27 protein-coding genes and 3 tRNA genes are annotated in these 23,909 nt (G+C 67.1%); 15 read left to right on the top strand and 15 right to left on the bottom strand.

Annotation, left to right across the window (positions count from 1 at the left end):
- Positions 1-38 precede the first annotated feature (38 nt).
- Both ABRZ00_RS08460 and lnt read left to right on the top strand, forming a co-directional pair.
- Positions 39-920: an HlyC/CorC family transporter gene (locus ABRZ00_RS08460; RefSeq protein WP_368642331.1), complete on the top strand. Its 882-nt coding sequence runs from the start codon at positions 39-41 to the stop codon at positions 918-920.
- Complete coding sequence (gene lnt, locus ABRZ00_RS08455; protein ID WP_368642332.1) at positions 910-2,559, top strand: apolipoprotein N-acyltransferase; 1,650 nt, start codon at positions 910-912, stop codon at positions 2,557-2,559. The genes ABRZ00_RS08460 and lnt overlap by 11 nt, the downstream gene beginning before the upstream one ends.
- Here lnt and ABRZ00_RS08450 read toward each other — a convergent pair.
- On the bottom strand, positions 2,547-5,372 hold the full coding sequence (locus ABRZ00_RS08450) for an EAL domain-containing protein (RefSeq protein ID WP_368642333.1): 2,826 nt from the start codon (positions 5,370-5,372) through the stop codon (positions 2,547-2,549). The genes lnt and ABRZ00_RS08450 overlap by 13 nt on opposite strands.
- Positions 5,373-5,711: 339 nt before the next feature.
- Between ABRZ00_RS08450 and ABRZ00_RS08445 the strand changes: the two genes are divergently transcribed.
- Together ABRZ00_RS08445 and ABRZ00_RS08440 are read left to right on the top strand one after the other, a co-directional pair.
- A complete protein-coding gene (locus ABRZ00_RS08445; protein WP_343836501.1) occupies positions 5,712-6,050 on the top strand; it encodes a hypothetical protein in 339 nt (112 codons plus the stop codon).
- A complete protein-coding gene (locus ABRZ00_RS08440; protein WP_343836504.1) occupies positions 6,050-6,496 on the top strand; it encodes a DUF2231 domain-containing protein in 447 nt (148 codons plus the stop codon). The genes ABRZ00_RS08445 and ABRZ00_RS08440 overlap by 1 nt, the downstream gene beginning before the upstream one ends.
- A gap of 76 nt (positions 6,497-6,572) precedes the next feature.
- Here ABRZ00_RS08440 and ABRZ00_RS08435 read toward each other — a convergent pair whose 3' ends face one another.
- From ABRZ00_RS08435 to ABRZ00_RS08415, 5 genes are all read right to left on the bottom strand, one after another.
- A complete protein-coding gene (locus ABRZ00_RS08435) occupies positions 6,573-6,923 on the bottom strand; it encodes a Spx/MgsR family RNA polymerase-binding regulatory protein (protein WP_368642334.1) in 351 nt (116 codons plus the stop codon).
- Between the two features lie 86 nt (positions 6,924-7,009).
- Positions 7,010-7,345 (bottom strand): DUF3024 domain-containing protein, encoded by a 336-nt coding sequence (locus ABRZ00_RS08430; protein ID WP_368642335.1) that lies wholly within the window; start codon positions 7,343-7,345, stop codon positions 7,010-7,012.
- Between the two features lie 124 nt (positions 7,346-7,469).
- A tRNA-Asp gene (locus ABRZ00_RS08425) sits at positions 7,470-7,546 on the bottom strand.
- 20 nt (positions 7,547-7,566) lie between these two features.
- Positions 7,567-7,642 (bottom strand) — tRNA-Glu (locus ABRZ00_RS08420).
- Positions 7,643-7,664: 22 nt separating this feature from the next.
- Positions 7,665-7,740, bottom strand: a tRNA-Ala gene (locus ABRZ00_RS08415).
- Positions 7,741-8,076: 336 nt separating this feature from the next.
- Between ABRZ00_RS08415 and bioB the strand changes: the two genes are divergently transcribed.
- Together bioB and ABRZ00_RS08405 are read left to right on the top strand one after the other, a co-directional pair.
- Positions 8,077-9,093, top strand: coding sequence for a biotin synthase BioB (gene bioB / locus ABRZ00_RS08410; protein WP_368642336.1), 1,017 nt, complete (start codon positions 8,077-8,079; stop codon positions 9,091-9,093).
- A gap of 47 nt (positions 9,094-9,140) precedes the next feature.
- Positions 9,141-10,040: an EamA/RhaT family transporter gene (locus ABRZ00_RS08405; protein WP_368642765.1), complete on the top strand. Its 900-nt coding sequence runs from the start codon at positions 9,141-9,143 to the stop codon at positions 10,038-10,040.
- Here the strand turns inward: ABRZ00_RS08405 and ABRZ00_RS08400 are convergent.
- Complete coding sequence (locus tag ABRZ00_RS08400; RefSeq protein WP_368642337.1) at positions 10,023-11,402, bottom strand: MFS transporter; 1,380 nt, start codon at positions 11,400-11,402, stop codon at positions 10,023-10,025. The genes ABRZ00_RS08405 and ABRZ00_RS08400 overlap by 18 nt on opposite strands.
- Before the next feature lie 105 nt (positions 11,403-11,507).
- On the opposite strand from ABRZ00_RS08400, the gene moaC reads away from it, so the two are divergent.
- From moaC to glp, 5 genes are read left to right on the top strand one after another with little or no spacing between them, the layout of a single operon-like run.
- Complete coding sequence (gene moaC, locus ABRZ00_RS08395) at positions 11,508-12,002, top strand: cyclic pyranopterin monophosphate synthase MoaC (protein WP_368642338.1); 495 nt, start codon at positions 11,508-11,510, stop codon at positions 12,000-12,002.
- Positions 11,980-12,234, top strand: coding sequence for a MoaD/ThiS family protein (locus ABRZ00_RS08390; RefSeq protein ID WP_343836523.1), 255 nt, complete (start codon positions 11,980-11,982; stop codon positions 12,232-12,234). The genes moaC and ABRZ00_RS08390 overlap by 23 nt, the downstream gene beginning before the upstream one ends.
- Positions 12,235-12,251: 17 nt before the next feature.
- On the top strand, positions 12,252-12,722 hold the full coding sequence (locus ABRZ00_RS08385; protein ID WP_343836525.1) for a molybdenum cofactor biosynthesis protein MoaE: 471 nt from the start codon (positions 12,252-12,254) through the stop codon (positions 12,720-12,722).
- Complete coding sequence (moaB, locus tag ABRZ00_RS08380; protein ID WP_368642340.1) at positions 12,719-13,246, top strand: molybdenum cofactor biosynthesis protein B; 528 nt, start codon at positions 12,719-12,721, stop codon at positions 13,244-13,246. Before ABRZ00_RS08385 ends, moaB begins: the two co-directional genes overlap by 4 nt.
- 2 nt (positions 13,247-13,248) lie before the next feature.
- Positions 13,249-14,457 carry a gephyrin-like molybdotransferase Glp gene (gene glp / locus ABRZ00_RS08375; RefSeq protein WP_368642341.1) on the top strand — a complete coding sequence of 403 codons (1,209 nt, stop codon included), beginning with the start codon at positions 13,249-13,251 and terminating at the stop codon, positions 14,455-14,457.
- 14 nt (positions 14,458-14,471) lie between these two features.
- Here the strand turns inward: glp and mobA are convergent, their stop codons facing one another.
- The 5 genes from mobA to ABRZ00_RS08350 all read right to left on the bottom strand — a co-directional run bounded on the left by mobA (position 14,472) and on the right by ABRZ00_RS08350 (position 18,029).
- The gene (mobA, locus tag ABRZ00_RS08370) at positions 14,472-15,047 is read right to left on the bottom strand and encodes a molybdenum cofactor guanylyltransferase MobA (protein ID WP_368642342.1); all 576 of its coding nucleotides are present in this window, start codon (positions 15,045-15,047) and stop codon (positions 14,472-14,474) included.
- A 152-nt stretch (positions 15,048-15,199) separates the two neighbouring features.
- Complete coding sequence (gene moaA, locus ABRZ00_RS08365) at positions 15,200-16,285, bottom strand: GTP 3',8-cyclase MoaA (RefSeq protein WP_368642343.1); 1,086 nt, start codon at positions 16,283-16,285, stop codon at positions 15,200-15,202.
- A gap of 4 nt (positions 16,286-16,289) precedes the next feature.
- Positions 16,290-16,751 carry a universal stress protein gene (locus ABRZ00_RS08360; RefSeq protein ID WP_343836535.1) on the bottom strand — a complete coding sequence of 154 codons (462 nt, stop codon included), beginning with the start codon at positions 16,749-16,751 and terminating at the stop codon, positions 16,290-16,292.
- A gap of 70 nt (positions 16,752-16,821) precedes the next feature.
- Entirely contained in the window at positions 16,822-17,184 is a 363-nt protein-coding gene (locus ABRZ00_RS08355) for a TIGR01244 family sulfur transferase (protein WP_368642344.1), read from the bottom strand.
- Positions 17,181-18,029, bottom strand: a complete 849-nt coding sequence (locus ABRZ00_RS08350) for a ChbG/HpnK family deacetylase (RefSeq protein ID WP_368644214.1) — start codon at positions 18,027-18,029, stop codon at positions 17,181-17,183. The genes ABRZ00_RS08355 and ABRZ00_RS08350 overlap by 4 nt, the downstream gene beginning before the upstream one ends.
- Here ABRZ00_RS08350 and ABRZ00_RS08345 point away from each other — a divergent pair.
- Positions 18,028-18,420, top strand: a complete 393-nt coding sequence (locus ABRZ00_RS08345; protein WP_368642346.1) for a GtrA family protein — start codon at positions 18,028-18,030, stop codon at positions 18,418-18,420. The two genes, ABRZ00_RS08350 and ABRZ00_RS08345, sit on opposite strands and share 2 nt — an antisense overlap.
- Here ABRZ00_RS08345 and ABRZ00_RS08340 read toward each other — a convergent pair.
- Together ABRZ00_RS08340 and ABRZ00_RS08335 are read right to left on the bottom strand one after the other, a co-directional pair.
- Complete coding sequence (locus ABRZ00_RS08340; RefSeq protein WP_368642347.1) at positions 18,380-20,026, bottom strand: ArnT family glycosyltransferase; 1,647 nt, start codon at positions 20,024-20,026, stop codon at positions 18,380-18,382. The genes ABRZ00_RS08345 and ABRZ00_RS08340 overlap by 41 nt on opposite strands.
- Positions 20,023-21,105 carry a glycosyltransferase family 2 protein gene (locus ABRZ00_RS08335; protein ID WP_368642348.1) on the bottom strand — a complete coding sequence of 361 codons (1,083 nt, stop codon included), beginning with the start codon at positions 21,103-21,105 and terminating at the stop codon, positions 20,023-20,025. Before ABRZ00_RS08335 ends, ABRZ00_RS08340 begins: the two co-directional genes overlap by 4 nt.
- Positions 21,106-21,273: 168 nt before the next feature.
- Here ABRZ00_RS08335 and ABRZ00_RS08330 point away from each other — a divergent pair, with 168 nt between their 5' ends.
- The 3 genes from ABRZ00_RS08330 to ABRZ00_RS08320 are packed head-to-tail and all read left to right on the top strand — an operon-like array spanning position 21,274 to position 23,438.
- Positions 21,274-21,696 (top strand): group III truncated hemoglobin, encoded by a 423-nt coding sequence (locus ABRZ00_RS08330; protein WP_343836548.1) that lies wholly within the window; start codon positions 21,274-21,276, stop codon positions 21,694-21,696.
- Positions 21,674-22,969 (top strand): NnrS family protein, encoded by a 1,296-nt coding sequence (locus ABRZ00_RS08325; RefSeq protein ID WP_368644213.1) that lies wholly within the window; start codon positions 21,674-21,676, stop codon positions 22,967-22,969. The genes ABRZ00_RS08330 and ABRZ00_RS08325 overlap by 23 nt, the downstream gene beginning before the upstream one ends.
- 19 nt (positions 22,970-22,988) lie before the next feature.
- Positions 22,989-23,438 (top strand): Rrf2 family transcriptional regulator, encoded by a 450-nt coding sequence (locus ABRZ00_RS08320; protein ID WP_368647666.1) that lies wholly within the window; start codon positions 22,989-22,991, stop codon positions 23,436-23,438.
- A 33-nt stretch (positions 23,439-23,471) separates the two neighbouring features.
- Here the strand turns inward: ABRZ00_RS08320 and ABRZ00_RS08315 are convergent, their stop codons facing one another.
- The gene (locus ABRZ00_RS08315; RefSeq protein WP_368644211.1) at positions 23,472-23,867 is read right to left on the bottom strand and encodes a MerR family transcriptional regulator; all 396 of its coding nucleotides are present in this window, start codon (positions 23,865-23,867) and stop codon (positions 23,472-23,474) included.
- Positions 23,868-23,909 lie beyond the last annotated feature (42 nt).

The following is a 23,909-nucleotide window of genomic DNA, read 5'->3' as shown; positions in this document are numbered from 1 at the left end:
CGGTTATGCTACAGGATCCGTCACTCGTCCCCAGGACAATGCCAGACCCCCACGCCTCCGATCCGGAGCCTCGACCTCCCCGGCCCGCACGTTCCCTTATTTCCCGCTTCAAGGCGCTGCTGCGCCCTGCCCCGCCCGCAGACCGCGACGACATCCGCGCGGTCCTCGAAGCCGCCCATGACCACTCCGTCCTCGATGGGGAATCTTATGCCATGATTTCCGGCGCCCTGGCGGTGGCGGACAAGACCGTGGCCGACATCATGGTGTCGCGCGCGCGCATGGATCTGCTGGATATTTCCCGGCCGCTGACCGAGCTGATGCCGATCATCACCGATACGGGCCACTCGCGCTTTCCCGTCTACGAAGGCGACCGCGACAACATCATCGGCGTGCTGCTGGCCAAGGATCTGCTGCTGGCCCTGGCGGATCATGCGCTCGACATCCGCGCGCTGGTACGCCCGCCCGTCTTCACCCCCGAATCCAAGCGCCTGAACGAACTGCTGCACGAATTCCGGGTGAGCCGCAACCACCTGGCCATCGTCATCGACGAGCACGGCGGCATCTGCGGTCTGGTGACCATGGAAGACGTGCTGGAACAGATCGTCGGCAACATCGAAGACGAATTCGACGAAGAAGACGAAAAGACCATCTTCCGCACCGGAGAGAACAGTTGGCGCGCCATGGGCACGGCGGAAATCGAGGATTTCAACGAAACCTTCGACGTCCAGTTGCCCGACGAGGACGCCGATACGCTCAATGGCTGGCTGGCGGCCGAGCTGGGGCACATCCCCCGGCGCGGCGAACGCATCGAACGCCACGGGCTGGCCTTCACCGTGGTGGGGGCCGACGGCAAGCGGGCGCGCTGGCTGCACATCCAACGGCTGGATCCGCCGCCGCCCACTTCGGAACATGCCGCCTGAACAAACCCCGGCCGCGCGGCCACAGACGCCTGCGGCGCATCACGCCTGGCGCAGGCGCCTGACGGCGCTGTTGGCCGGCGGCCTGCAGGCCCTGTGCTTTGCGCCCGGCCCCCTGCCGGCCTGGAGCCTGCCTTTCGTGCAGATCGCCACGCTGGCCGTCCTTGCCGCACTGACTTTCCAGGCCGCCGGCCCGCGCCGGGCGGCAACCCTGGGCTGGCTGTTCGGCCTGGCCCAGTTCGGCATCGGTGTCTACTGGCTGACCATCAGCATGCACACGTACGGCGGCCTGTCTTTGCCGCTGGCCATTGCCGCCTTGCTGCTGTTCGCAGCCGCGATGGCCGCCTACACGGCGGGCGCCTGCGCCCTGGCCGCGTGGCTGTGCGCCGGCCACGGCCACCCGCAGCGGCGCGCCCCGCGCCAGATTCTCAATGCGGTCGCCTGGGCTTCGGCCTGGACACTGGCCGAATGGTTGCGCGGCACCTTGTTCACGGGCTTCACCTGGTTGAACGCCGGTTATGCCCATGCCGAAGGGATGTTCGCCGCCTGGGCGCCGTTCACCGGCGTCTACGGCCTGGCCTGGCTGGCGGCCTTTGCCGCCGCAGCCGCCGCCCTGATGATCCGCGCCAAGGACACCGCCTATGATCGCAGCGCCGCCGCGGTGGTGGGCCTGGCCTTGTCGACCGGCTTGATGGGTATCGCCGCGAGCCACATCCCGTGGGCTCGCCCGCTGGGCGAACCCTTGATGGTGCGGCTGGTTCAGCCGGCCACCCCCCAGGCCGAAAAATTCAGGCCCGAGCGGTTCCTGCCCTCGCAGGCGCGCATCCAGCACCTGGCCGCGCTGCCCCCAAAGAGCGAGGCCGACCGTCCGGCCGTGGTCATCCTGCCGGAAACCGTGCTGCCGGTCTTCCAGGACCAGGTCCCCGAAATCGTGTGGCGGCAGTGGCAGGAGGCCGTCGAGTCGATGCAGGCGACCTTCGTGCTGGGAGCGCCGCTGCGCATCGACACGCCGGCCGGCGATCGCTACACCAACGGCGCCATCGCCCTGCGGCCGCATGCCGAGGCACCGTCGCCGGCCGGGATGGCCTGGCATTACGACAAGCGCCACCTGGTGCCTTTCGGCGAATTCGTCCCGCCCGGCTTCCGCTGGTTCGTGCGTGCGCTGCAGATCCCCTTGGGCGACTTCGACCGCGGCTCCGCCCGCCAACCGCCGCTGGCGATCGATGGCCAGCTTCTGGCCGTCGACATCTGCTACGAAGATACGTTCGGCGAGGAAATCGCCGCCACGGTCGCCCCCGACGGGCTCGACGCGCCCGGGGCCAGCATCCTGGCGAACATCAGCAACCTGGCCTGGTTCGGCAACAGTTGGGCGCTGCGCCAGCACCTGTGGATCGCGCGCATGCGCGCCCTGGAAACCGCGCGGCCCGTCGTGCGCGCCACCAATACCGGCGCCACCGCCGTCATCGACGCCCGAGGCCGTGTCCTGGGGGCGCTGGAGCCGGGCCGGCCCGGTATCCTGGATGCCGAAGTCCAGGGCACCCAGGGGCTGACGCCCTATGTGCGCTGGGGCAATGCGCCGATCCTGATCTGGACGCTGCTGGGCCTGCTGCTGGCCGTCCGGACGCGCCGCTACCCGGCCTGATCCCGCAGCCGCTGCTCGAAAGCCCCCTGATCCAGCGGTTCGTCGAACCAATAACCCTGGCCCTCATCGCAGCCCGCGTCACGCAACACTTCATACTGGCCCTGGCGCGTGATGCCCTCGGCGGTCACTCGCAGGCCGAGCCGATGCGCCAACGTGATGATGGCCCCGCTGACCATGACGGCATGTTCGCTATCCAGCAGCCGTTCGGTCGTTTCCCGTTCGAGCTTGATGGCCTCGAACGGCAGTTCACGCACCGCCAGCAACGCAGGCATGCCGATCGATACGGCGCCGACGCTGAAGCACAAGCCGGCATCATGCAGGCGCTGCAGGCGGTCGCGCACCTGGGAATCGCCATTCATGAGCATGCGTTCGCTGAGCTCCAGCACCAGGCAGTCCGGCGATAGGCCCAAGGTATCGAACAACTCGAATGCAACATCCAGTCCGGCATCCTCCAGGCCGAGTTGGCCAGGCGAGACATTGATCGTCAGGCGCAGATCCGGCGCCAGGTCCCGACGCCAGCCGGCCAGCAGGCGGATCGACTCGCGAAACACCCAGTCTCCCAGCGGCCGGATCAGCAAGCGCTCTTCTGCGAAAGGGATGAAATCCGCCGGCGCGATCACGCCGAATTCCGGATGCCGCCAGCGCAGCAGAACCTCGGCCTGGACGATGCGCCCCGTGCTCAGGGAATGGATCGGCTGGAACAGCAGGAAGAACTGCGCGTCATCGATGGCCTGCGGCAGGGCGCACATCAGATCGCGCTGCATGCGCGCGCGCTCGCGCATGCTCCGGTCGAAGTAGTGGTAGCAATTCCGGCCCGAATCCTTGGCGACGTACATCGCCATGTCCACATGGCGCATCAAAATCTCGGCGTTTTCGGCATCCCGGGGATACAGGGCCACCCCCAGGCTGGCCGAGATTCGCACGGGATCGCCGCCCAGGCGGTAAGGCTCCGTGATCCGGTCGAGAATGGCGCGGCACAGCGCGTCGATCCGGGCCTTGTCGGCGGTGTCGTCCAGCAGGACGACGAATTCGTCCCCCCCGAGACGGGCCACGAAGCTGGCGCCTGACGGCACGCATGCCTGCAGTCGCCGGGCGACTTCGACCAACAGCCGGTCGCCCATGGCATGCCCCATGGAATCGTTGATTTCCTTGAACAGGTCCAGATCCAGGAACAGCAGCGCCAGGGACCGGCCGGTCTGATCGGCCGAGTCGACGGCGCTGCTCAGGCGCTCATTGAAATACTGGCGGTTCGGCAGGCCGGTCAGGGGATCGTGATGCGCCTGTTTCCAGATCTGGGCCTCGGTCTGTTTTTTCTGGGTCACGTCGCTGAGCATCGCCACCCGGCAGTTCACGGAGCCGTCGTGGTTCCAGGCCGTATCCATGACCGCGCGCTCGGCATAATCCTCGCCCGATTTGCGCTGGCTCCAGTACTCGCCCTCCCAGCGCCCCAGGGTATTGATGGCATGCCACATCTCGTCATAGAAATTCCGGTTGTGGCGGCCGGGGCGCAGCAAAGGCAGCAATTCCCCGGCAATCTCGTCGGGCCAGAAACCCGTCATCCGCGAAAAGGCGGGATTGACGTCGATGACCACCCCCGCCGAATCGGTGATGGCGATGGCCTCGCTGCTGTTTTCGTAGGCGATGGCGGCCAGTTGTGCCGAAGACTCCGCCTGCTTGCGCTCGGTGATGTCCTGGACGATGCCGATAATGGAAATCTGCTCGCCCACGCGCACGGTCGAGCTGAACACCTCGATGTCGATCTCGGAGCCGTCCTTGCGGCGGCCATGACGCTCGAAGCGCAGCGTGCCGTCCCGGCGGCTCTGGCTGGCCTTGATCGACTCGGCCATCAGGAAGCGCTCGCGCGGCACCACAATGCTCAGCAGCGTCATGGTGTCGATCATTTCCCGCGGCTCGTAGCCGAAGATTTCGGCCATCTTGTGGCTGACGAAAGTAAAGCGCTCGTTCTCGACCAGGAAGATCCCCACGATGGAGTTCGACGCCAGCCCCTGGAAGATCGTGTCCGCCCGCAACAGCCCGACCTGATCCTCGCGCATCTTGGCCAGCAAATCGTGCACCTGCCGGATGCCGTCGTTGAAATCCCGGGCCACCTGGCCCAGTTCGCCCGGTCCCCGATAGCCGATCCGGGTGTCGTAGCGCCCCTGGACCAGATCGCGGCAGGCAATCCGCAGTTCGCGCAAGGGGCGGACCAGATGGCGGCGCAGCAGCAGATACAAGGCCAGCAGCAGGATCAAGTCGAGCACCGCCAGTCCGCCACTGGCCAGCAGCGCGCGGTCCTTGCCCTGGCGCAGCAGCGGCATCAGGACGTCGGCGCAGGCATCGAGCGCGCCCAACAGTGTTTCGGCATTGTCGGCCACCCATTGGCGCTGGACGAGCTGCGGCAGTTCGTGCTCTCCCTCGGCCATGCGATCGTCGCGCGCATACGTGCCCAACAGCATGGTTTGAAGCCTGCCGCGCAGCGTGGCCCAATCACGCCGGATCCGCGGCAGGAAGTCGCGCGTGGCCTGCTGCGTGAAGGCGGGGATTTCGCGGCCATCGATGACGCCGCCCTGATCCAGCGCCTGCAAGGCGCGGTCCATGAACTCCATTTCCTGGCTCAACTGCCCGGCCTGCACCAGGGCGCCGTCCGACAGCCGCATCGCGCGAATCGCCAACTGCTGGCTGGCGGTCCGCATGCGATCCAGCGTGACCGCCTGATCGAGCGCGCTTTCGTAGCGTGACAACAGGGAATGCACGGCCACGGCGTTGCTCAGCACGAACACCAGCATGAACACGAAAAAAACGGCTGATGCCATCCCGGGCCCGAAATTGCTCCGGACCGATGGCCAGACCGCGCGCGATATGTGAGGGCTCATGCCTTCCCTGTGAGATGAACGACGGCGATGGCGGGCCGATGCGCGGCCAGGGTCGCCATCCTCTGGCATGTTACTGGATGCGCGAAAAAGAACAATGCGCTAACAAGCGCACTCCACAGGCGGATATCGGTGTTTTGAGGCCGCGCGGCAGGCTCCGGACCCGTAAAGGAAAACCCCTGCCGACGCCTGCGAAAGCATTGAAACGGAATCGGGCCCGAACGCATCCAAGGGATCAAACGTGGCGGATTTCGTCATGCATGCACCCCTTGGAGAACTGAAATGATCAACTCCGCGTTGATAATCTTTGCCCTTGCCGCCCTCGGCGGCGTGGTCCTCGCAGCCCACGTGCTACGCAATCGGTTCGCCCCGTGGCTGTTGTCCATTTTGCACGCATCGCTCGGTGCGATCGGCCTGGTTCTGCTGCTGATTCTGTTGGTGCAAGGATCCGCCCCGCAACAGATCCTGATCGGCTTCGTGCTGCTGGTGATCGCCGCCCTGGGAGGCTTTTTCCTGGCTTCTTTCCATATGCGGCAAAAACTGCCGCCCAAGGCTGTGGTTGTCGTCCATGCCGTTGTCGCGGTGCTCGGCTTTCTGACCTTGCTCAGCCTGATCCTGTAATGTCCCGCCATCCCGTCCATCCCGCCCTGGTGCATTTCCCGATCGCCTGCTGGACGCTGGCCGTCGGCGCCGACTACGCCGGCCTGTGGCTTGGCCGGGCCGCCTGGCAGTGGTCGGCAGGCCTGCTCACCGTGGGTTGCACGATCGCCGTGATCGCGATGATCGCCGGCCTGGTGGAGTTCGCCCGCATCCCGGAGGGTCAAGCCATGCGGGATGCCTATCTGCACATGGGGGCCATGCTGATCGCATTCTCATTGTTCACCGCCCGCCTGCTGCTGCGGCTGGATCACCTGCAGCCCTTGGCCCCGGATCCGGTCTCGCTCTTGCTCGACGCGGGCGGATTCGCTTTTCTTGCGGCCGGGGGCTGGTTGGGCGCCAAGCTGGTGTATCACCACGGCGCGGGACGCGCCCGCGTGAACGCGGATTATCCGACCCAGAGGGACTGATCCTGTTGATGCGCGGCAGCCAGCGACTCGCTGCAACAATCGCCCCGACGAGGCCACCCAATCGTTCACCGCGCGCTCAGAGACCGAAAATCGTTGCGTAGCGCTCGGGCTTGAAACCGACTTCGATGCCATTCGGCATCTTCAGCACCGGGCGTTTGATCATCGTCGGCTCCGCGACCATCAGGTCGATCGCGCTGGTTTCATCCAGACCGCCGCGTACCGCTTCGGGCAGGGCTCGGAACGTCTTGCTCGCCTTGTTCAGCACCTTGTCGAGCCCTGCTTCGGCGACCCACGCCGCCACTTCGGCGCGGGTGATGCCCGCGACACGATAATCGTGGAATGTGAAATCGATGCCCTGAACACCCAGCCACGCGAAGGCCTTCTTCATCGTGTCGCAGTTCTTGATGCCGTAAATGGTAACCGTCATATTGGATTGCTCATTTTTTGGAGTGGGTCTCGCTTGGCAAAGGGCGGGAAGGCGCGAAGATCGTCAAGTGAGCTTCCGGCTGACGCTTACCCCCAGAAGCAACCGTAGGGATCCGCATCGATCTCCTCCAGCACTTTGTCCAAGGTCCGCGCCGCGGCCAGGGGCTCATAGCCGTGCCACCGGAGGTCGGCTCGCATCCAGAAGATTTTCCAGATCCTTTGTGTTTTGACCCATGTCGCCTTTGCGACGGGTTCAATCATTCGCGAGCCATCGTATAGCCGGCGATCCTCATGCACGATGACGGATTGGTTTTCAACGGAATAACCAATATCCAATTCATCCCGGATCTCTGGTCGAGGGCGGCGGCGTGCAATATAGGCATCCATCGTGCGATGCACCCTTGCAAGTTCCAGTTCGCTCAATGCCATAGCGCTCCTGATAAGGTGACGAGATCCTAGCAGCCAGCCAGAGAGGCGGGGCGGCCTGCCAGCCGGAAAAGTGCAAAAAGCCCAATAGCTGTTAAACTATTGGGCTTTTTTAATCTTTTGGCGGAGCGGACGGGGCTCGAACCCGCGACCCCCGGCGTGACAGGCCGGTATTCTAACCAACTGAACTACCGCTCCGCAGCGGTGCCAGAAAATCCTGGCGTCCCCTAGGGGATTCGAACCCCTGTACCCACCGTGAAAGGGTGGTGTCCTAGGCCTCTAGACGAAGGGGACAGGACATTCGACAACGAAAGTTTGGTGGAGGTAAGCGGGATCGAACCGCTGACCTCTTGCATGCCATGCAAGCGCTCTCCCAGCTGAGCTATACCCCCAAACAAGGGCTTCGTTAACGAAGAAACGAGATTATGCACGAATTTTTTTTCGTGTGCAAGCGAGCCCCGATTTTTTTGAGATCGACCGGTTTTCCCCGATTCCGGCCAGGCCCCACCGTCGTTTTGCCCCTCTGAAATCACATCTCTTTACATCTCCAGGCGCCCGTAGAAATCGGGCCGAAATCCCGCATGCCGAAGCCGCTATCACAAAATAGACGGCAAGATCGCGCATTTACCCGAAAATTCGAGGCAGATTGCCGGCCGTTCGCGCTTGCAGGAGGGCGGCCGCACCGCCTACGATCCGGGCTGTCCGCCACTTTCCGGAGTCCGTCCGTCATGCACGCCCGCGTCCGCCACGAAACCCTGGCACCTGCCTGGCCGGTCCAGGCTATCCTGGATCTGTTCGCCCTGCCTTTCAACGACCTGCTGCTGCAAGCACAAACAGTGCACCGGGAACACCACCCGGCCAATGCCGTCCAGCAATCCAGCCTGCTGTCGATCAAGACCGGCGCCTGTCCGGAGGACTGCGCCTACTGCCCGCAATCGTCGCGCTACCACACCGAAGTCGAGGCGGCGCCGCTGATGCCGCTGGATCAGGTGCTGGAAGCCGCGCGCAAGGCCCGGGATGCCGGGGCGCAGCGCTTCTGCATGGGCGCCGCCTGGCGGTCGCCGACCGAACGTCAACTGGACCAGGTGATCGAGCACGTGCAGGCCGTCAAGGCGCTGGGGCTGGAAACCTGCGTCACCCTGGGCATGCTCAAGGACGGACAGGCCGAGCGCCTGAAGGCGGCCGGCCTGGACTACTACAACCACAATCTGGACACCGCGCCGGAATATTATGGCGAGATCATCCGCACCCGGGGATTCCAGGACCGTCTGGACACGCTGCACCGTGTCCGCGAGGCCGGGCTGAAGGTCTGCTGCGGCGGCATCGTCGGCATGGGAGAGTCGCGCGAGATCCGCGCGGGCCTGATCGCCGCCCTGGCCCGCCTGGATCCCTATCCGGAATCGGTGCCCATCAACCAACTGGTCAAAGCGCCGGGCACCCCCCTGGCCGATGCGCCCGACCTGGATCCCATCGAATTCGTGCGCACGATCGCCGTGACCCGCATTGTCATGCCCCGCGCCGTGGTGCGGCTTTCCGCGGGCCGCGAGACCATGCACGACAGCACCCAGGCGCTCTGTTTCATGGCCGGCGCCAATTCGGTCTTTCACGGTGAACGGCTGCTGACCACGCCGAACCCGCAGGCGCAGGCCGACGCCCGGCTGTTCGAGCGCCTGGGGCTGGTGCCGATGCCCGGCACCGAATCCGCCGCCCTCGCTCTGGATGAAACCGCCGCCAGCACGGTCTGACTCCGGCGCGGAAGGCCTCCAATTCCCGATCTCCAGCCCGATTTCCGATCATGCACACCCTGATCTTCAGCATTTCCTTCAGTGTCGCCGTCTCGATCTTCCTGAAACTGGCGCGCAGCCGCGACATCCGCGTGGACCAGGCCATTGCCGTGAACTATGCGACGGCAACGGCGCTTTGCCTGTGGCTGCTGAGCCCGCCTCTGGACACACTGTTCGACCAGTCGCCGGAGGTCTGGATGATCCTGGGCCTACTGGGGGTGCTGCTGCCCAGCGTCTTTCTGATCATGGCGGCCGCCGTGCGCAGGGCCGGAATCGTGCGCAGCGACACGGCCCAGCGCCTGTCGCTGATTCTGCCGCTGCTGGCCGCCTTCCTGGTGTTCCACGAAGCGGCATCGGGCCGCAAGCTGCTCGGCATCGCCCTGGCGCTGTGCGCCCTGGCCTGCCTGCTGGCGCGTCCGCGGACCGCCGGCGATGGCGCGGCCCCGGCCGGCGAAGCCGCCACGCGGCCCGACGACGAAACCCGGGGCGCATCGCGCGGATGGCTGACGTTGCTGGGCGTCTGGGCGGGCTACGGCTGCATTGACATCCTGTTCAAGCAGATGGCGCACATCGGTGCGGGCTTTACCGGCAGTCTGCTGCTCAGCTTCATCCTGGCCGGCCTGCTGATGGGCCTGTGGCTGGCGTTCCGGCGCACCCGCTGGCACGGCCGCAGCCTGGCGGCAGGCATGCTGTTGGGCGGGTTGAACTTCGGCAATATCTACTTCTACATCCGCGCGCACCAGACCTTCCCGGAGAACCCGACCCTGGTGTTCGCCGCCATGAACATCGGCGTGATCTCGATCGGAACGCTGGTGGGCGCGGGCGTGTTCCGCGAACGCCTGAGCACGCTGAACATGGCGGGGATCGGCCTGGCCTTAGGCGCGATCGTGCTACTGTTCCCCCGCTGAGCCCGCAGACCCTGCGGCCGGCCCCGGGCCGGATGCGGCGCCCGGCGCCGGTTCTGAACCGGAGGCCTGATCGTCGGGCGGCGCGGCCAGGGGATCGTCGATCACCGGATCGTGCGAGATGTCGCGCTGCGGATCGACGCGCGGATCCAGGACGGCCATCACGTTGGAGTTCTGCAGCGTGTCGGCCATGGGCACGAACTGGGTGGGAGCGTCCTCGCTGCGATGCGTGCCCTTGACCTTCTGCTCGCGGATGAACACCACCAGCAAGGCTGCGCAGGCCGACACGAAGACGAAATACACATCCGGCCCCCAGACCCGCATCAGGGCGCCCGCCGCCAGCGGCCCCAGGCAGGCGCCCAGGCCGTAGACCATGTACAGCAGGGCGCTCAGGCCCACCCGCCGTTCGGGATCGACGTTGTCGTTGGCGAAGGCCGCCCCCATGGGATAAAGCGTGAACTGGATGATCCCCAGCACGCCGGAAAACGCCACCAGCGCCGGATAGGGAAAATCGTACCAGCCCCACAAAGGCACCCCCAGGCACAACAACAGCAGCGAGCCGATGCGGATCAGCTTCACCCGGCTCATGTGGTCCGCCAGCCAGCCCAGCGGCCACTGGCACACCAGGCCGGCGGCCACGGACACCGCCAGGAACACCCCCACCTGGTGATTGTCCATGCCATGCTGCAAGCCGTAGACGGGGGCCAGGCCGTAGAACGCGCCCGTCAGCATGCCGGCCAGGAACAGCACGGTCAAGGACAGGGGCACGCGCGCCACGTAGTAGCGCAGGGCCAGGGGGGCCGGCACCTGCAGCGCCGGGTGCAGGCGCCGCGTCAGCGTCACCGGGATCAGGCTGAGGACGCTGCAGATCGCCACGAACACCAGCGGCTGCGCATCCAGCGCCGGAAACAGGCCCAGAACCAGTTGGCCCAGCACCGTGCCCAGACAGGACGCAACCATGTAGAAACCGAACACGGTGCCCCGCGAGGCGTTCTCGGTCTGCTCGTTGAGCCAGCTTTCGATGGCGATGAAGAGGCTGACCATGGCCACCCCCGCCACGAAACGCAGCGCCAGCCAGACCCACAACCCATCGACCAGGATCATGAGCAGCACGGTGATGGTCACCATCCCCGCACAGGCCGCATAGGCGCGGATATGGCCCACGCCGATGATCAGCCGGTGACCGACCCGGGCGCCCAGCACCAGGCCCAGGTAGTATGCGGCGATCATCGCCCCGACCCAGACTTCGGACACGGACAGGGCGGTCAGCCGCAAGCCCAGGTAAGTATTGAACAGCCCCGAACTGAGCAACAGGATCAGGGTCGCCAGGTACAGGGAAAAGAAAGCGCCGATCGTCTTGGCCATGCGGGATTCCGGTCTGGAGCGCCGCCGGCACCGGGCGATGCGCTCAAGCAAACATCATAGCAGCGGCGCATTCTGCACGGCGGCGTCCTCGTTTATCATAGGACCATGAGCAAAACCGATCTTTCCCCCGCCCTGAGCCATCTGGATGAAAACGGCCAGGTCCGCATGGTCGACGTCGGCGCCAAGACCGCAACCGACCGCACGGCCGTGGCCGAAGGCCGGGTGCGCCTGAACGCCCACGCCTGGGGCCTGCTGTCGGCCCAGGCCAACGCCAAGGGCGAGGTCCTGAGCACGGCCCGTATTGCCGGCATTCTGGCCGCCAAGCGGTGCGCCGAGCTGATCCCCCTATGCCACAGCCTGCCGCTGAGCTTCGTCGGGGTGGATTTTTCGGCCGATGAGGCCAGCCGCACGCTGACCATCCGCGCCACCAGCCGCACCTGCCACCAGACCGGCGTCGAAATGGAGGCCATGACGGCCTGCTCCGTCGCCGCCCTGACGGTCTACGACATGTGCAAGGCCGCCGACAAGGGCATCGTCATCGAGCAGATCCGACTGCTCAGCAAAACCGGAGGCAAAAGTGGCGACTGGCACAACGATTGAAGTCCTGTATTTCGCCCAGGTCGCGGAACACATGGGCCTGCGGCGCGAAACCCAAGCCCTGGAAGCCCCTGTCCAGGCGGGCGCCTGGCTCGACGCCCTGGCGGCGCGCTGCCCCGCCCTGGGGCCTTCGATCCGTCTGAAACTCGCCATCAACCAGGAGCACGCGGCACGAACCGCCACGATTCGCCCGGGCGACGAAGTCGCCGTGTTCGAGCCCGTCACGGGCGGCTAGGGCCATTCGCACGCATCATGATCCGCATCCAGACCGAACGCTTCGACGTTGCCGAACTGACCGCCCTGCTTCAGGCCCGCACGGACGGCCGCGCCGGCGCCCTGGTGTACTTCCTGGGCATGGTGCGCGACTACAGCCCCGAGGCTGGATCGCGCAGCCTGTTCCTGGAACACTACCCAGGCATGTGCGAACGCGAGATCCAGACGCTGTGCGATCAGGCGAAGCAGCGCTGGAGCGTGCTCGACACGGTGGTGGTCCACCGGGTCGGCGAACTGCCGCTGGGCGACCCCATCGTCTTCGTCGGGGCCGCCGCCGCCCACCGCGGCCAAGCCTTCCAGGCGTGCGAATACATCATCGACGCCCTCAAGACCCGCGCGCCCTTCTGGAAACGCGAAACCCTGGCCGACGGCCGGGCGTTCTGGGTCGAGCAGCAGGCCGCCGACGCCGAGAAAACCGCCCAATGGGATCCGCCCCGGGACGCGCCATGAAAGCAAACCCCGCCCTGCCGCCCGTCAGCCTGCGCTGCGCGGTGCTGACAATCTCCAGCCGCCGCTCCGCCGCCGAGGATACGACCGGCGACTACCTGGCCGACGCCCTGAGCGGCGCAGGCCACGTCCTGCAGGCCCGCGCCCTGTGCCCCGACGACCGCTACCAGATCCGCAAAGTCCTCAGCGACTGGATCGCCGATCCCGCCATCCAGGTCATCCTGAGCAACGGCGGCACAGGCTTCACCCACGGCAAATCCACCATCTCCGCCGTCACGCCGCTGCTGGACCAGGCCGTCTCCGGTTTCGGCGAACTGTTCCGCCATCTGTCCTGGCTGGACATCGGCGCCTCCGCGCTGCAGTCCGACGCCCTGGGCGGCACGGCCAACGACACCCTGGTGTTCTGCCTGCCGGGCTCGACGGGCGCCTGCCGCCTCGCCTGGGAAAAAATTCTCCTCTCCCAGCTCGACAGCCGCCACCCCCCCTGCAATTTCGCCAGCGCCTACCGCGCACGTACGGACCCCTGATCATGCTTGACTTCGATACCGCCCAGGATCGGCTGGCGGCGCGCGGACGCGCGCCAGCCACACGCGAAACCCTGCCCCTCGATGCGCTGTACGGCCGCGTACTGGCCGAGGATATCGTCGCCGTCCTGGACCTGCCGCCCGCCGACAACAGCGCCATGGACGGCTACGCGCTGCGCGCCGCCGACGCAGCCGCCCCTGGCGCCACGCTGCCGGTGCAACAGCGCTGCTTCGCAGGACAGGCCCCCGAGCCCTTGCTGCCCGGCCAGGCCATCCGCCTGTTCACCGGCAGCGTGATCCCCGCAGGCGCGGATACCGTCGTCATGCAAGAAGACTGCCGCGAAGACGAGGGCCGGATCACCGTCCTCGCCCCACCCGCGCCCGGACAGCACATCCGCCGCCGGGGCGAAGACATGCGCACGGGCCAGACCGTCCTCACCGAAGGCACCCGCCTGGACGCCGGCCACCTGGCCGTACTGACCGCCCAGGGCCACGACAAGGCGGCCGTCTTCCCCCGCCTGACGGTCGGCATCCTGACCACCGGCGACGAACTCATCCCCCCCGGCCATCCCCTGCCGCCGGCCGCCATCTACAACTCCAACGCACCGATGCTCGCCAGTCTGTGCCGCGGCCTGGGCACGGCCGCCCCGACGCTGCGCCACGCGCGCGACGACGCCGAGGCCACCCGCCGGGCGCTGGCCGAGCTGAATGAGGACTGCGATCTAGTGCTCAGCGTGGGCGGCGCTTCCGTCGGTGAAAAAGATCTGGTCAAACCCGCCATCGAAGCCCTGGGAGGCGTGCTGGATCTGTGGCGCGTGCGCATGAAACCGGGCAAGCCGGTGGCGTTGGCCGAGTTGAACGGCCGCCCGGTGGTCTGCCTGCCCGGCAATCCAGTCTCGGCCTTCGCGGTGTTCGCCTTGCTGGTCAGCCCCCTGATCCGCGGCCTGCAGGGCCGGCGCGACGTGCTGCCCCCCGTGAGACGCGGCATTCTGCAGACGCCCCGGCCCGTCGGCGGCACGCGCGACGACTTCCTGCGCGTCCAGGCCGCGCAAGGCGCCGCCGGCCTGCCCCGGCTGACGCCGCACACGCAGCAAAGCTCGGGCGCGCTCGGCAGTCTGGCCTGGGCGCACGGGCTGGCCCGCATCCCTGCGGATACACGGCTGGAAACCGGCGCGGAAGTCGATTGGATGGCCCTGTCCGACTGGCTCTCCTGAACACCGGGGCCGGGTCAGCGCCAGCGGGCCCAGTCTTCGGGGGTATTCAGGTTCACCAGGGCATCCGCCTCAGGGAAATCCACGGCCACCGCACCGCACTCGCGCAGCCAGGCCTGGACCTGACGGCCATCCGCTTCCAGGAAGGCCCGCAATCCATCCGCCAGGGTGCGATGCGCCATCAGGCAAAGCGGATGCGGGCCGTCGGGCGTGCAGGCATAGGCCGGACGGCCGGGCTCGGCCGCCGCACCCAGGCGCGCGCCCAGGTCGGCGGGCCAGCGCAATACGTCCACCGGCAACACGAACAACCAGGATGAGCGCGCCCGCTGCAGACCCGCCAGCACGCCGGCCAGGGGGCCGCATCCCGCGTAGTCGGGATCGTCCCGCACGACCGTGCCATAGGCGGCGTAATCGTCTGGATGACGATTGGCGCTGATCCAAAGGGTTTCCGCGCCCTGGGCTTGCAGAAAACGGGAGGCCTGGGCGACCAGCGGTTCGCCGCGCCACGGCATCAAGCCCTTGTCGATCTGCGGTTCCCGGTCGGTGCGCATGCGCCGGGATTGACCGCCCGCCAGAATCAGGCCGTCGAACACTTCATTTCCTCCACGTCGCGCCTTGCAAGGCGCTCCGATTCGACAGGCACAGGGCCATCTTCACGCCGTGGCATCTCTCCACGTCGCGCCTTGCAAGGCGCTCCGATTCGACAGGCACATAAGGGTCCGCAGGGACCCTTATGTGTCCTGTCTCATCCCCCTATATAGCTCATTTCTATTTTGTGGTCGCGGTGGGCTTCGCCGCGCCGCTCGGAATAGCGGTCGTCGCGGGACTGCCAGATGCCCGCGAGGCGCCGCGCCAAGGCCGCGTCGTCGGCGCCGGCGCGCAGCAGGGCGCGGAGGTCGTGGCCCTGTTCGGCGAACAGACAGGTGAACAGCCGCCCTTCGGGCGACAGGCGCAGTCGCGTGCAGTCTCCGCAGAAAGGCTGCGACACGCTGGTGATCAGGCCGATCTCGCCGGCGCCGTCGGCATAGGCCCATCGGGCCGCGACTTCGCCCCGGTAGCCGGCCTGCAGCGGCTGCAGGGGAAACTCCGCGGCGATCATCCGGACGATTTCCGCGCCGGTGACGACTTCGTCCATGCGCCAGCCGTTGGTATTGCCGACATCCATGTACTCGATGAAGCGCAGGGTGTGGCCGCTGCCCCTGAAGCGACGCGCCATCGGCAGGATCTGGCCGTCGTTCATGCCCCGGCGCACGACCATATTGACCTTGACCGGCGCCAGGCCGGCGGCGGCGGCCGCCTCGATCCCTTCGAGAATGGTGGCCACCGGCACGCGGCTGTCGCTCATGCGCTCGAACAAGGCATCGTCCAGGGCGTCGAGGCTGACCGTGACCCGCGACAGCCCCGCGTCCGCGAGCGCCCGGGCCTTGCGCGCCAGCAGCGTGCCGTTGGTGGTCAGGGTCAGGTCCGGCGGCTGTCCTTCCGGCGTACGCAAGGCGGCCAGCATCCCGATCAGGATCTCAATCTGTTTTCGCAGCAGAGGCTCGCCGCCGGTCAGGCGGATCTTGCGCACCCCGTTGGCCAGGGCGATCCGGGCGACACGGGTGATTTCCTCGAAGGTGAGCAAGGCCTCGTGAGGCAGGAAGACATGATCCGCGCCGAACAGCTCGCGCGGCATGCAATAGGTGCACCGGAAATTGCAGCGGTCCGTGACGGAGATGCGCAAATCGCGCAAGGGACGCCCGCGGGCATCAAGCACCGTGCCGTCCGGCGCCCGGGCCGCGTCATGGCCCTCCAGCGCCGGATCGGGCCGGTGGTGGATCACGCGGGGCATGGGATCAGTCGTTTTCCTTGACCCGGTAGACCAGGGTCGCGACCTTGGCCAGCCCCAGCACCTTGACCGTGACGCTGCCCAGCAGCAGCCGCGACAGGCCGCTGCGGCCATGGCTGCCGATGAAGATCAGGTCGCAGCCCTCGGATTGAGCGGCATGCACGATGCCGTCGGCGACGTTGAAATTGGACACTGCCAGCGGCGTGGCCTTGACGCCGGCGGTCTCGGCCCGGTCGAGCACGGCCTGGAGGTATTTCTTGGCCTGCTCTGCGGCGGTGCGGTCGTAATCTTCATCCGTGATGGCATAGGCTGCCGCCATGCCGTCGAAGCCCACCGTCGCGGCGAAAGGCTGGGTCACGTGCAGCGCAACGACTTCGGCGCCGATGGTCCGGGCGAAGCAGACGCCTTTGTTGGCCGCCTGGGCGGAGAGCTTGGAGCCATCCGTGGGGATCAGGATTTTCTTGAACATACGCGGATCATCCAAAACACTGACAGGGAGACATCAGCATAACCGTTGGCCCCCTGAAAGGACAGTCGGATCAGCCCTGAGTTTGATCTAGGCCATATTCCCGTGCCGCCATGAACAAGTTCGTGCAGCGCGTGCCCGAACGGCAGAAGGCCAGCACCGGCGCCGGCAGCTCCTGGAGCAGGCTGGCGAACTCGGCGACGTCGGCCGCCGTGATGGCGCCGCTGACCACGGGCTGATAGCGCGCCTGCAGGCCGGCGGCCCGGGCGGCCCGCAGCACGTCGTCGGACAAAGGCTGCTCGGGGCCGCCCTCGCCATCCGGACGGTTGATGATGACGGACTTGAAGCCCGCGTCCGCCAGGGCCTGCATGTCGGCGGGCTGCAGTTGGGGGGCGACGGAGAACGCCGGGGTCAGGGTCTGATAGTTCGGGTTCATGCGGTTTCCTCGGGGCGGCGGACCGCCCCTTCGATCGTCAGGTGATGTTCCGCCAGCAACCGCGCCATCAACGCGCCCGCCAGCACCTCGTGTTCGGCCTGGCGCTGCGCCGACAGGGCATCGGCGCCCTCCGCGCCGAGCGCGGGATGGCACATCAACACGTCGCCGTCGCGGCAGGCTGCCAGCCAGCGGCGCATCCAGCCCTCGTAGGCCGGAACGCCACCCTGGAAATCATACACGCCCAGAAAGCCGGGATTGAGCGCATGACCGCGTCGCTGCGCACGCCGCCGCAGACCGGCGGCACCCAGACCGGCGATGACGACGGCCTTGAAACACAGTCGGGGCGGCAGACCCGCCATGCGGGGCCGTCCGACATCGCGGATCCAAGGGCGGCCGGCGCGCGGCTCGGGCAATGCCTGGAGCAGCGCATCGCGGATCACCGGCAATTGATGCACGTGCTGGTGGCCGTCGACGTAGTCGGGCGCACGGCCCGTGATGTCCTGGAACAGCGCCACTTGCCGTTGCACGGCGTCGCGCACGGCCTGGCGGGACAAACGGCCCAGCCAGGCCGTGCGGATCAAGGCGCCCAGGGGCAGGCACAGCCCGGGCTGGCCGAAGGACTCCGTGAGATTCAGGTGCAGGCCGATCTGCAAACCGGAGGCTCGCAAGGCGGGGGTGTCCGTGCGCGCGGCCGGGCCGTCGACCAGCAGGCTGGTGGCCGAGAGGCGGCCGCGTCCGGCCAGCGACAGGATGCCGGCGTTCACCGCCGGGTTCATCCCGAAATCATCGGCGCACAATACAATGCGCCGGTATCCTTGCCCTGCTGCTTGTGAATCGGGATCCATGTTCAAAAAACTCGCTGCCCAGATCGGCTGGTTCGTCATTGTAGGCTGCGCGGCGGCGGCCACCCACTGGGCGGTCGCCGTGGCGTGCGTGACCCTGGGCGGCCTGGCGCCGCTTGCGGCCAATGTCGTCGGCTGGCTGGTGGCTTTCGGCGTGTCTTTTGCGGGCCACTACCGCCTGACCTTCCGCCATCAGCATGCCCCGCTGGCGCGCGCGGCGTCGCGGTTCTTCCTGGTTTCAGCGCTGGGCTTCGCCGTCAATGAGGCCGCTTACGCCACACTGCTGCACCTGACGGCGATCCGCTACGACGTGCTGCTGGCCCTGGTGTTGATCGGCATCGCCGGGATGACCTTCATTCTGGGGCGCTATTGGGCGTTTCGCCACAGCCATTGACGGTTTCCGCGGCGGGGATGCGCCACAGGCCCATCTTGGCCGTCTGCGCCGCCGGCGCACGTTCCGACAACGCCGGATAGCGTTCGGCCTCGTCCAGCCAGGCCAGCAGCCAGGCCGTTGCGTGGCCCGGATCGCACAAATAAGCCTGCAGCCGCTCGGGCGACCAGAGCCGGTCGGCCCCCAGCTCGGGCGCGAAACCGGCCGCATCGGCCAGCTCGCGGCGCCAGTTGTCGCCACGCATGACCTCCGGGTCATCCCAATGCGCCACGGCAACCACCGGGCCGCGCCAGCCGGCATACAACGGCACGTCGTAGGCGTACTGATCGAGCATCACCAGCCGGTCGCCGGGCGCCGCATCGGCGGCCAGCACCTGGGCCAGCGGCTTGTTGCTGCGCTGCGGGAACCACACCAGCACCGCCACAGCCAGCAGGCACAGCCCGGCGGCCACCAGGGCATGCCGCACCAGGCTGCGGCCCGCCCCCGGGGCGTTGGATTCTTCCCGTTGCTCGAAGGTTTCCTGAATGAACCAGGCCAGCGGCGGCAACACGGCAATGACGTAGCCGACCAGTTTCGAGGCGGGGATCGAGAAGAACACCAGCACCACGGCCAGCCAGGACAGCATCAGGCCGCGCAGCACCCGGCGGTCGACCTGCTCGATCCGGTGGGCGGGCGGCACGAACGCCGTCTGCAACGGCCCCCGGGGCTGGAACCAGCGCCACAACTGGATCGACCAGGGCAGGGTCAGGCCCAGCACCACCGGCACATAGAACCAGAACGGGTGCGGGTTGTTGAAGCCGGTTTCGAGAAAACGCTGAAAATGCTGGTGGACGATGTAGTAATCGAAAAAACCGGGATGCCGCACCTGCATGACCACCATCCAGGGCAGGGTCAGCGCCAGGAACAGCAGCATGCCGGGCCACCACAGCAGACGCCCCAGGGCGCGGTACCGGCGCCGGCCGAGCAGCCAGAAAAACAGCACCCCGCCCGGCAGCACGACGCCGATCAGGCCCTTGGCCAGGAACCCGGCGGCGGCGGCCGCGTACATGGCCGCCAGCGCCCACGCATCGGAGCGCAATTGCTCGCGGCGAAACACCGCATCGGCGCCCGCCATCACGGTCAGGCCCATCAGGGCGGCAACCAGCATGTCGAGGTTGGCATAATGCGCGCCGCCGAACAGAAAGGGTTGTACCGCCAGGATCAGCGCCGTCCTGCCTGCGGCACGGCCGCCGACATAGCGGCGCAGGAAGACGTAGAAGACCGTCACGAGCGCCGTGGCGGCCAGCACCGAGCACAGCCGTCCGGCCCAGGCGTTGTCGCCGAAGACCGACAGGGACGCCGCCGTCAGCCAGTAAAACAGCGGCGGCTTGTGGAAGAAAGGCAGGCCGTCCAGGCGCGGCGTCAGGAAGTCGCCCGAGGCCAGCATGTGCCAGGCCACCCCGACGTAGCGGCCCTCGTCGGGCAGCAGCAGCGGATACATCCAGGTCGTGGCTGCCAGCCAGAGAAAAGTGAACAGCGCCACCCAGGGCCAGGCGCGCCGGCCCTGCAGGCGCTGCCAGGCGGATTCGCCGGCATCGACCAGCCGGGAGCCAAAGACGGGAAGCTTCATGCCTGGCGGCCTCCGGAGGCGAGGACATCGTCGGCCGCATCCGACTGCGCATAGCGCGGCGGGGGGACCGCCGTCGGCCCTGGGCGAGGCGCGGACTCGTCGGGATCCCGGCGGCTGCCGGGGCTGGGGCCCGAGCCGTCCAGCCCCGAACCCGCGCGTTCGCGCAGCAGATAGACGGGCCTCCCCTTGACCTCGGTGAAGATGCGGGCGACGTATTCGCCCACGACGCCCAGAGACATCAGGTTGACTCCGGCGAAGAACAGGATCACGGTGATGAGGGAGGCCCAGCCGCGCACGGCATCGCCATAGAGCAGGTGCGACACGATGATGAACAGGCCGTACAGAAAGGCCAGCAGCGACACGCAGGCCCCCAGCAGGCTGAGCAGGCGCAAAGGCCAGGTGGTGAAGGCCGTCAGGCCGTCCACGGCGAAGCGCAGCAGCTTCAAGGGGCGGAAGCGGCTGGTGCCATGCAGCCGCTGGGGCGGCGTATAGACCATGGATTCGGAGTGGAAGCCGACCCAGGCGAACAGGCCTTTCATGAAACGGTCGCGCTCCGGGAGCTGCTTCAGGGCCTCGACCACGGCCCGGTCCATCAGGCGGAAGTCGCCGGCGTTGGGCGGCACGCCCAGGCCGTCGGATGTGCGCATCAGGGCATAGAACAGCCGGGTGCCGACCCGCTTGAACCAGGTCTCGTCATGACGCGTGGCCCGCACGGCATAGACCATGTGCACCCCGGCGCGCCAGCGCGCCAGCATCGGGGGAATCATGTCCGGAGGATGCTGCATGTCGGCGTCCAGGCAGACCACGGCGTCGCCGCGCGCCGCATCCAGCCCGGCGGTCAGGGCGGCCTCTTTGCCGAAATTGCGCGACAGGCGCAGATAGATGATTTCCGGATGCAGGCTGGTCCAGTGGCGCATCAGCTCGGGCGTGCCGTCGGTGCTGCCGTCGTCGACGACGATGATTTCCGGCATGCAGTCCTGGCGCGCCAGGACTGTCAGCAATTCCGGCAGCAGCACGCCCAGGTTGGCCTGTTCGTTCAGGCAAGGGATGACGCAGGACAGAGTGACGGGTTGGGGCATGATGGCAAGCGTCAGCAGCGCCGCGGGGGCGCATTCCAGGGGACGGGTGAAGACCCCCGATCATAACTGAACGCCGGGCCTGCGGGCCATGGGCCGCCGCTTGAATTTTGCGGTTCCCCATGAAGATATCTATAATATGAACCTTTGTAAATTCCACCCCCCCGCCGCATGGAAGATACCCCGGTCTGCACCGAAGACGAGATCACCACCCTCGTTCACCACTTCTACCGCCGCGTCCGCCAGGATGCCGTGCTCGGGCCGATCTTCGAGGCCCACATCGACGACTGGGACGAGCACCTGGAACGCATGGTGCGTTTCTGGTCATCGCTCCTGCGGCGCACCGGCACCTACAGCGGCACGCCCATGCCGCGCCACATCGCCCTGCCCGGCCTGGAAGGTCCGATGTTCGTGCGCTGGCTGGACCTGTTCCGGGATACCCTGGACGAATTCGACAACCCGGCCTTCACCGCCCAGGCCGAGGACTTCGCCCGCCGCATCGCCCGCAGCCTGTGGTACGGCTACCAGATCAGCCACCAACCCGACCAACCCGTGACGGAGTTCGACGCCCATGTCCCGCCTGCTCAATATTGAGGAACCGGCCGCCGCCATGCAGCGGCCCTCCATGACCGCCTTCCTGGCGCTCGGGTTCCGGCCGCTGTACATCGCCGGCGCCGCCTGGGCGCTGATTTCGATCGCCCTGTGGATTTTCGCCCCGCAGACGCTGGACGGCCCCCTGCCGCACGTCTACTGGCACGCCCACGAAATGCTCTGGGGCTTCATCATCACCATCGCGGTCGGTTTCCTGCTCACCGCCAGCGCCACCTGGACCGGTTTCAACCCCCTGGCCGGCAAGCCCCTGGGCGCACTGTGCCTGCTGTGGCTGATCGCCCGCATCGGCTTCCTGGCCGGTGGCCTGACGGGCTTCTGGATCGCCACGGCGGCCGAGGTGCTGTTCTTCCTGGCCGCCGCTGCCAGCCTGATGCGCGTCATGGTCAAGGGCCGCAGCCGCCGCAACTATGGCCTGCCGGTGCTGATGCTGGCCCTCGGAGCGGCCGATCTGCTGTATCTGCTGGCCGCCCTGGAGGGCAACTACGCCACGCTGATGCAGCGCTTCGACCTGGGCCTGATCGGCATGGCCGTGATCGCCCTGCTGATCGCCCGCCGCGTGATCCCCTTCTTTTCCATGCGCATGGTGCAAGGCCTGCAGATCCCCATGCTGACCCGCTCCGGCCAGGTCCAGATGGTCTTCAGCGCGCTGGCGCTGGCGAGCGGCGTGCTGCTGCAGATCGTGCCCGCAACCGGCCCGGCGTTCCTGCCGCTGCTGATGGCCTTCAGCCTGGCGCTGACCGGCCTGATCAGCCTGGGACAGTTGCTGGCCTGGCGCCCGCTGGCGGTGCTGCGCAAGCCCATGCTGTGGATCCTGTACCTGGGCTACGCCTTCATCGGCATCGGCCTGCTGGTGGCGGCGGTCCAGGTCAGCGGCCTGCTCGACCCGGCGCTGCTGCGCGGCCTGCTGGCGCGCAGCGCCACGCACGTGCACCTGATCGGCATGGCCGGCTTCTGCATCCTCATCATCGGCATGCTGACGCGCACGGCCCTGGGCCATCTGGGCCGCCCCCTGGCCCTGGACGGCAGCATGCTGGCCAGCTACTGGCTGATGGTCGCCGCCGTCGTCTTCCGCCTGGCCGCGCTGTGGCCCTCCGCAGCCAGCCAGCACTTGCTGCACCTGGCCGCCGCCGCCTGGATCCTGTGCATGGGCCTGTACCTGTGGCGCTTCGTGCCGATGCTGATCCGCCCACGGCCGGACAAACCGGCGACCGCCGCCCCGCCCCGGGCGGCCACCCAGCCGGCCCAGGCACGCTGAAGCGCGCACGGAACCCGCCATGCGCCTGACCAACATGAGCGACTACGCGGTGCGGCTGCTGATCTACCTGGGCAGCCACCGCGACCGCCTCTGCACGATTGCCGAGATCGCCCGGGTCTACGGCATTTCCGAACCGCACCTGATGAAGATCACGCACCGCCTGGCCCAGCATGGCTGGATCCGCACCGTGCGCGGCAAGAACGGCGGCATGGAACTGGCCCACGAACCCGAAGACATCCGCCTGGGGGCGCTGATCCGCGACATGGAGAACGACCTGGCGCTGGTCGAATGCATGGGGTCCGACAACCACTGCATCCTGAGCGGCTGCTGCGGCCTGAAACCCATCGTGGCGTGCGCATTGAAGGCCTTCATGGATCACCTGGACGCCCATACCCTGGCCGACGTGATCCCCCCTTTCCCGCCAACGGCGGTCCGCATTGCGCCGGCGCGCGAGAGCGCGCGAACTTAGTCCTGGCCAGGCCCGGCCGGCGCATCGCGCCCGCTATGCCGGCGGATCCTGATCGCTCCCGGCGCTTTCGATCAGCATGGCGCGCAAACGCCGGCGTTGTGTTTCGAGCGCCTCGATCTGCCTTTCGAGCATCGACAGCCGCTTGCGCCGGGCATCCGTGATGTCCGCACACGCCTTCGCCCCTTCGATCAAAAGCATGCAATCGGGAAAACTGCGAATTTCCCGCAGGCTGAAGCCGGTGGCGATCAATCGCTGGATTTGCCTGACCTGCGTAATGGCGACCGCCTGGAATGCCCGATAGCCGTTCCCGGCTCGCGCAGAGGCAAGCAATCCGTGCTGATCGTAGTGACGGATGGCGCGGACGCTCACCCCGGTGGCCTGCGACAGGGCGCCGATTTTCAGCATTGCCGCCGTCGATCTCTGCTTCATGGGCCGAACCCTCTCATTTCCGCTTGACTCTTACACTAGTGT

This window comes from Castellaniella ginsengisoli (genome assembly GCF_040955415.1).
In the GTDB taxonomy this organism is placed as follows: domain Bacteria; phylum Pseudomonadota; class Gammaproteobacteria; order Burkholderiales; family Burkholderiaceae_B; genus Castellaniella; species Castellaniella ginsengisoli.
This window is presented reverse-complemented; position numbering and strand designations above follow the sequence as displayed.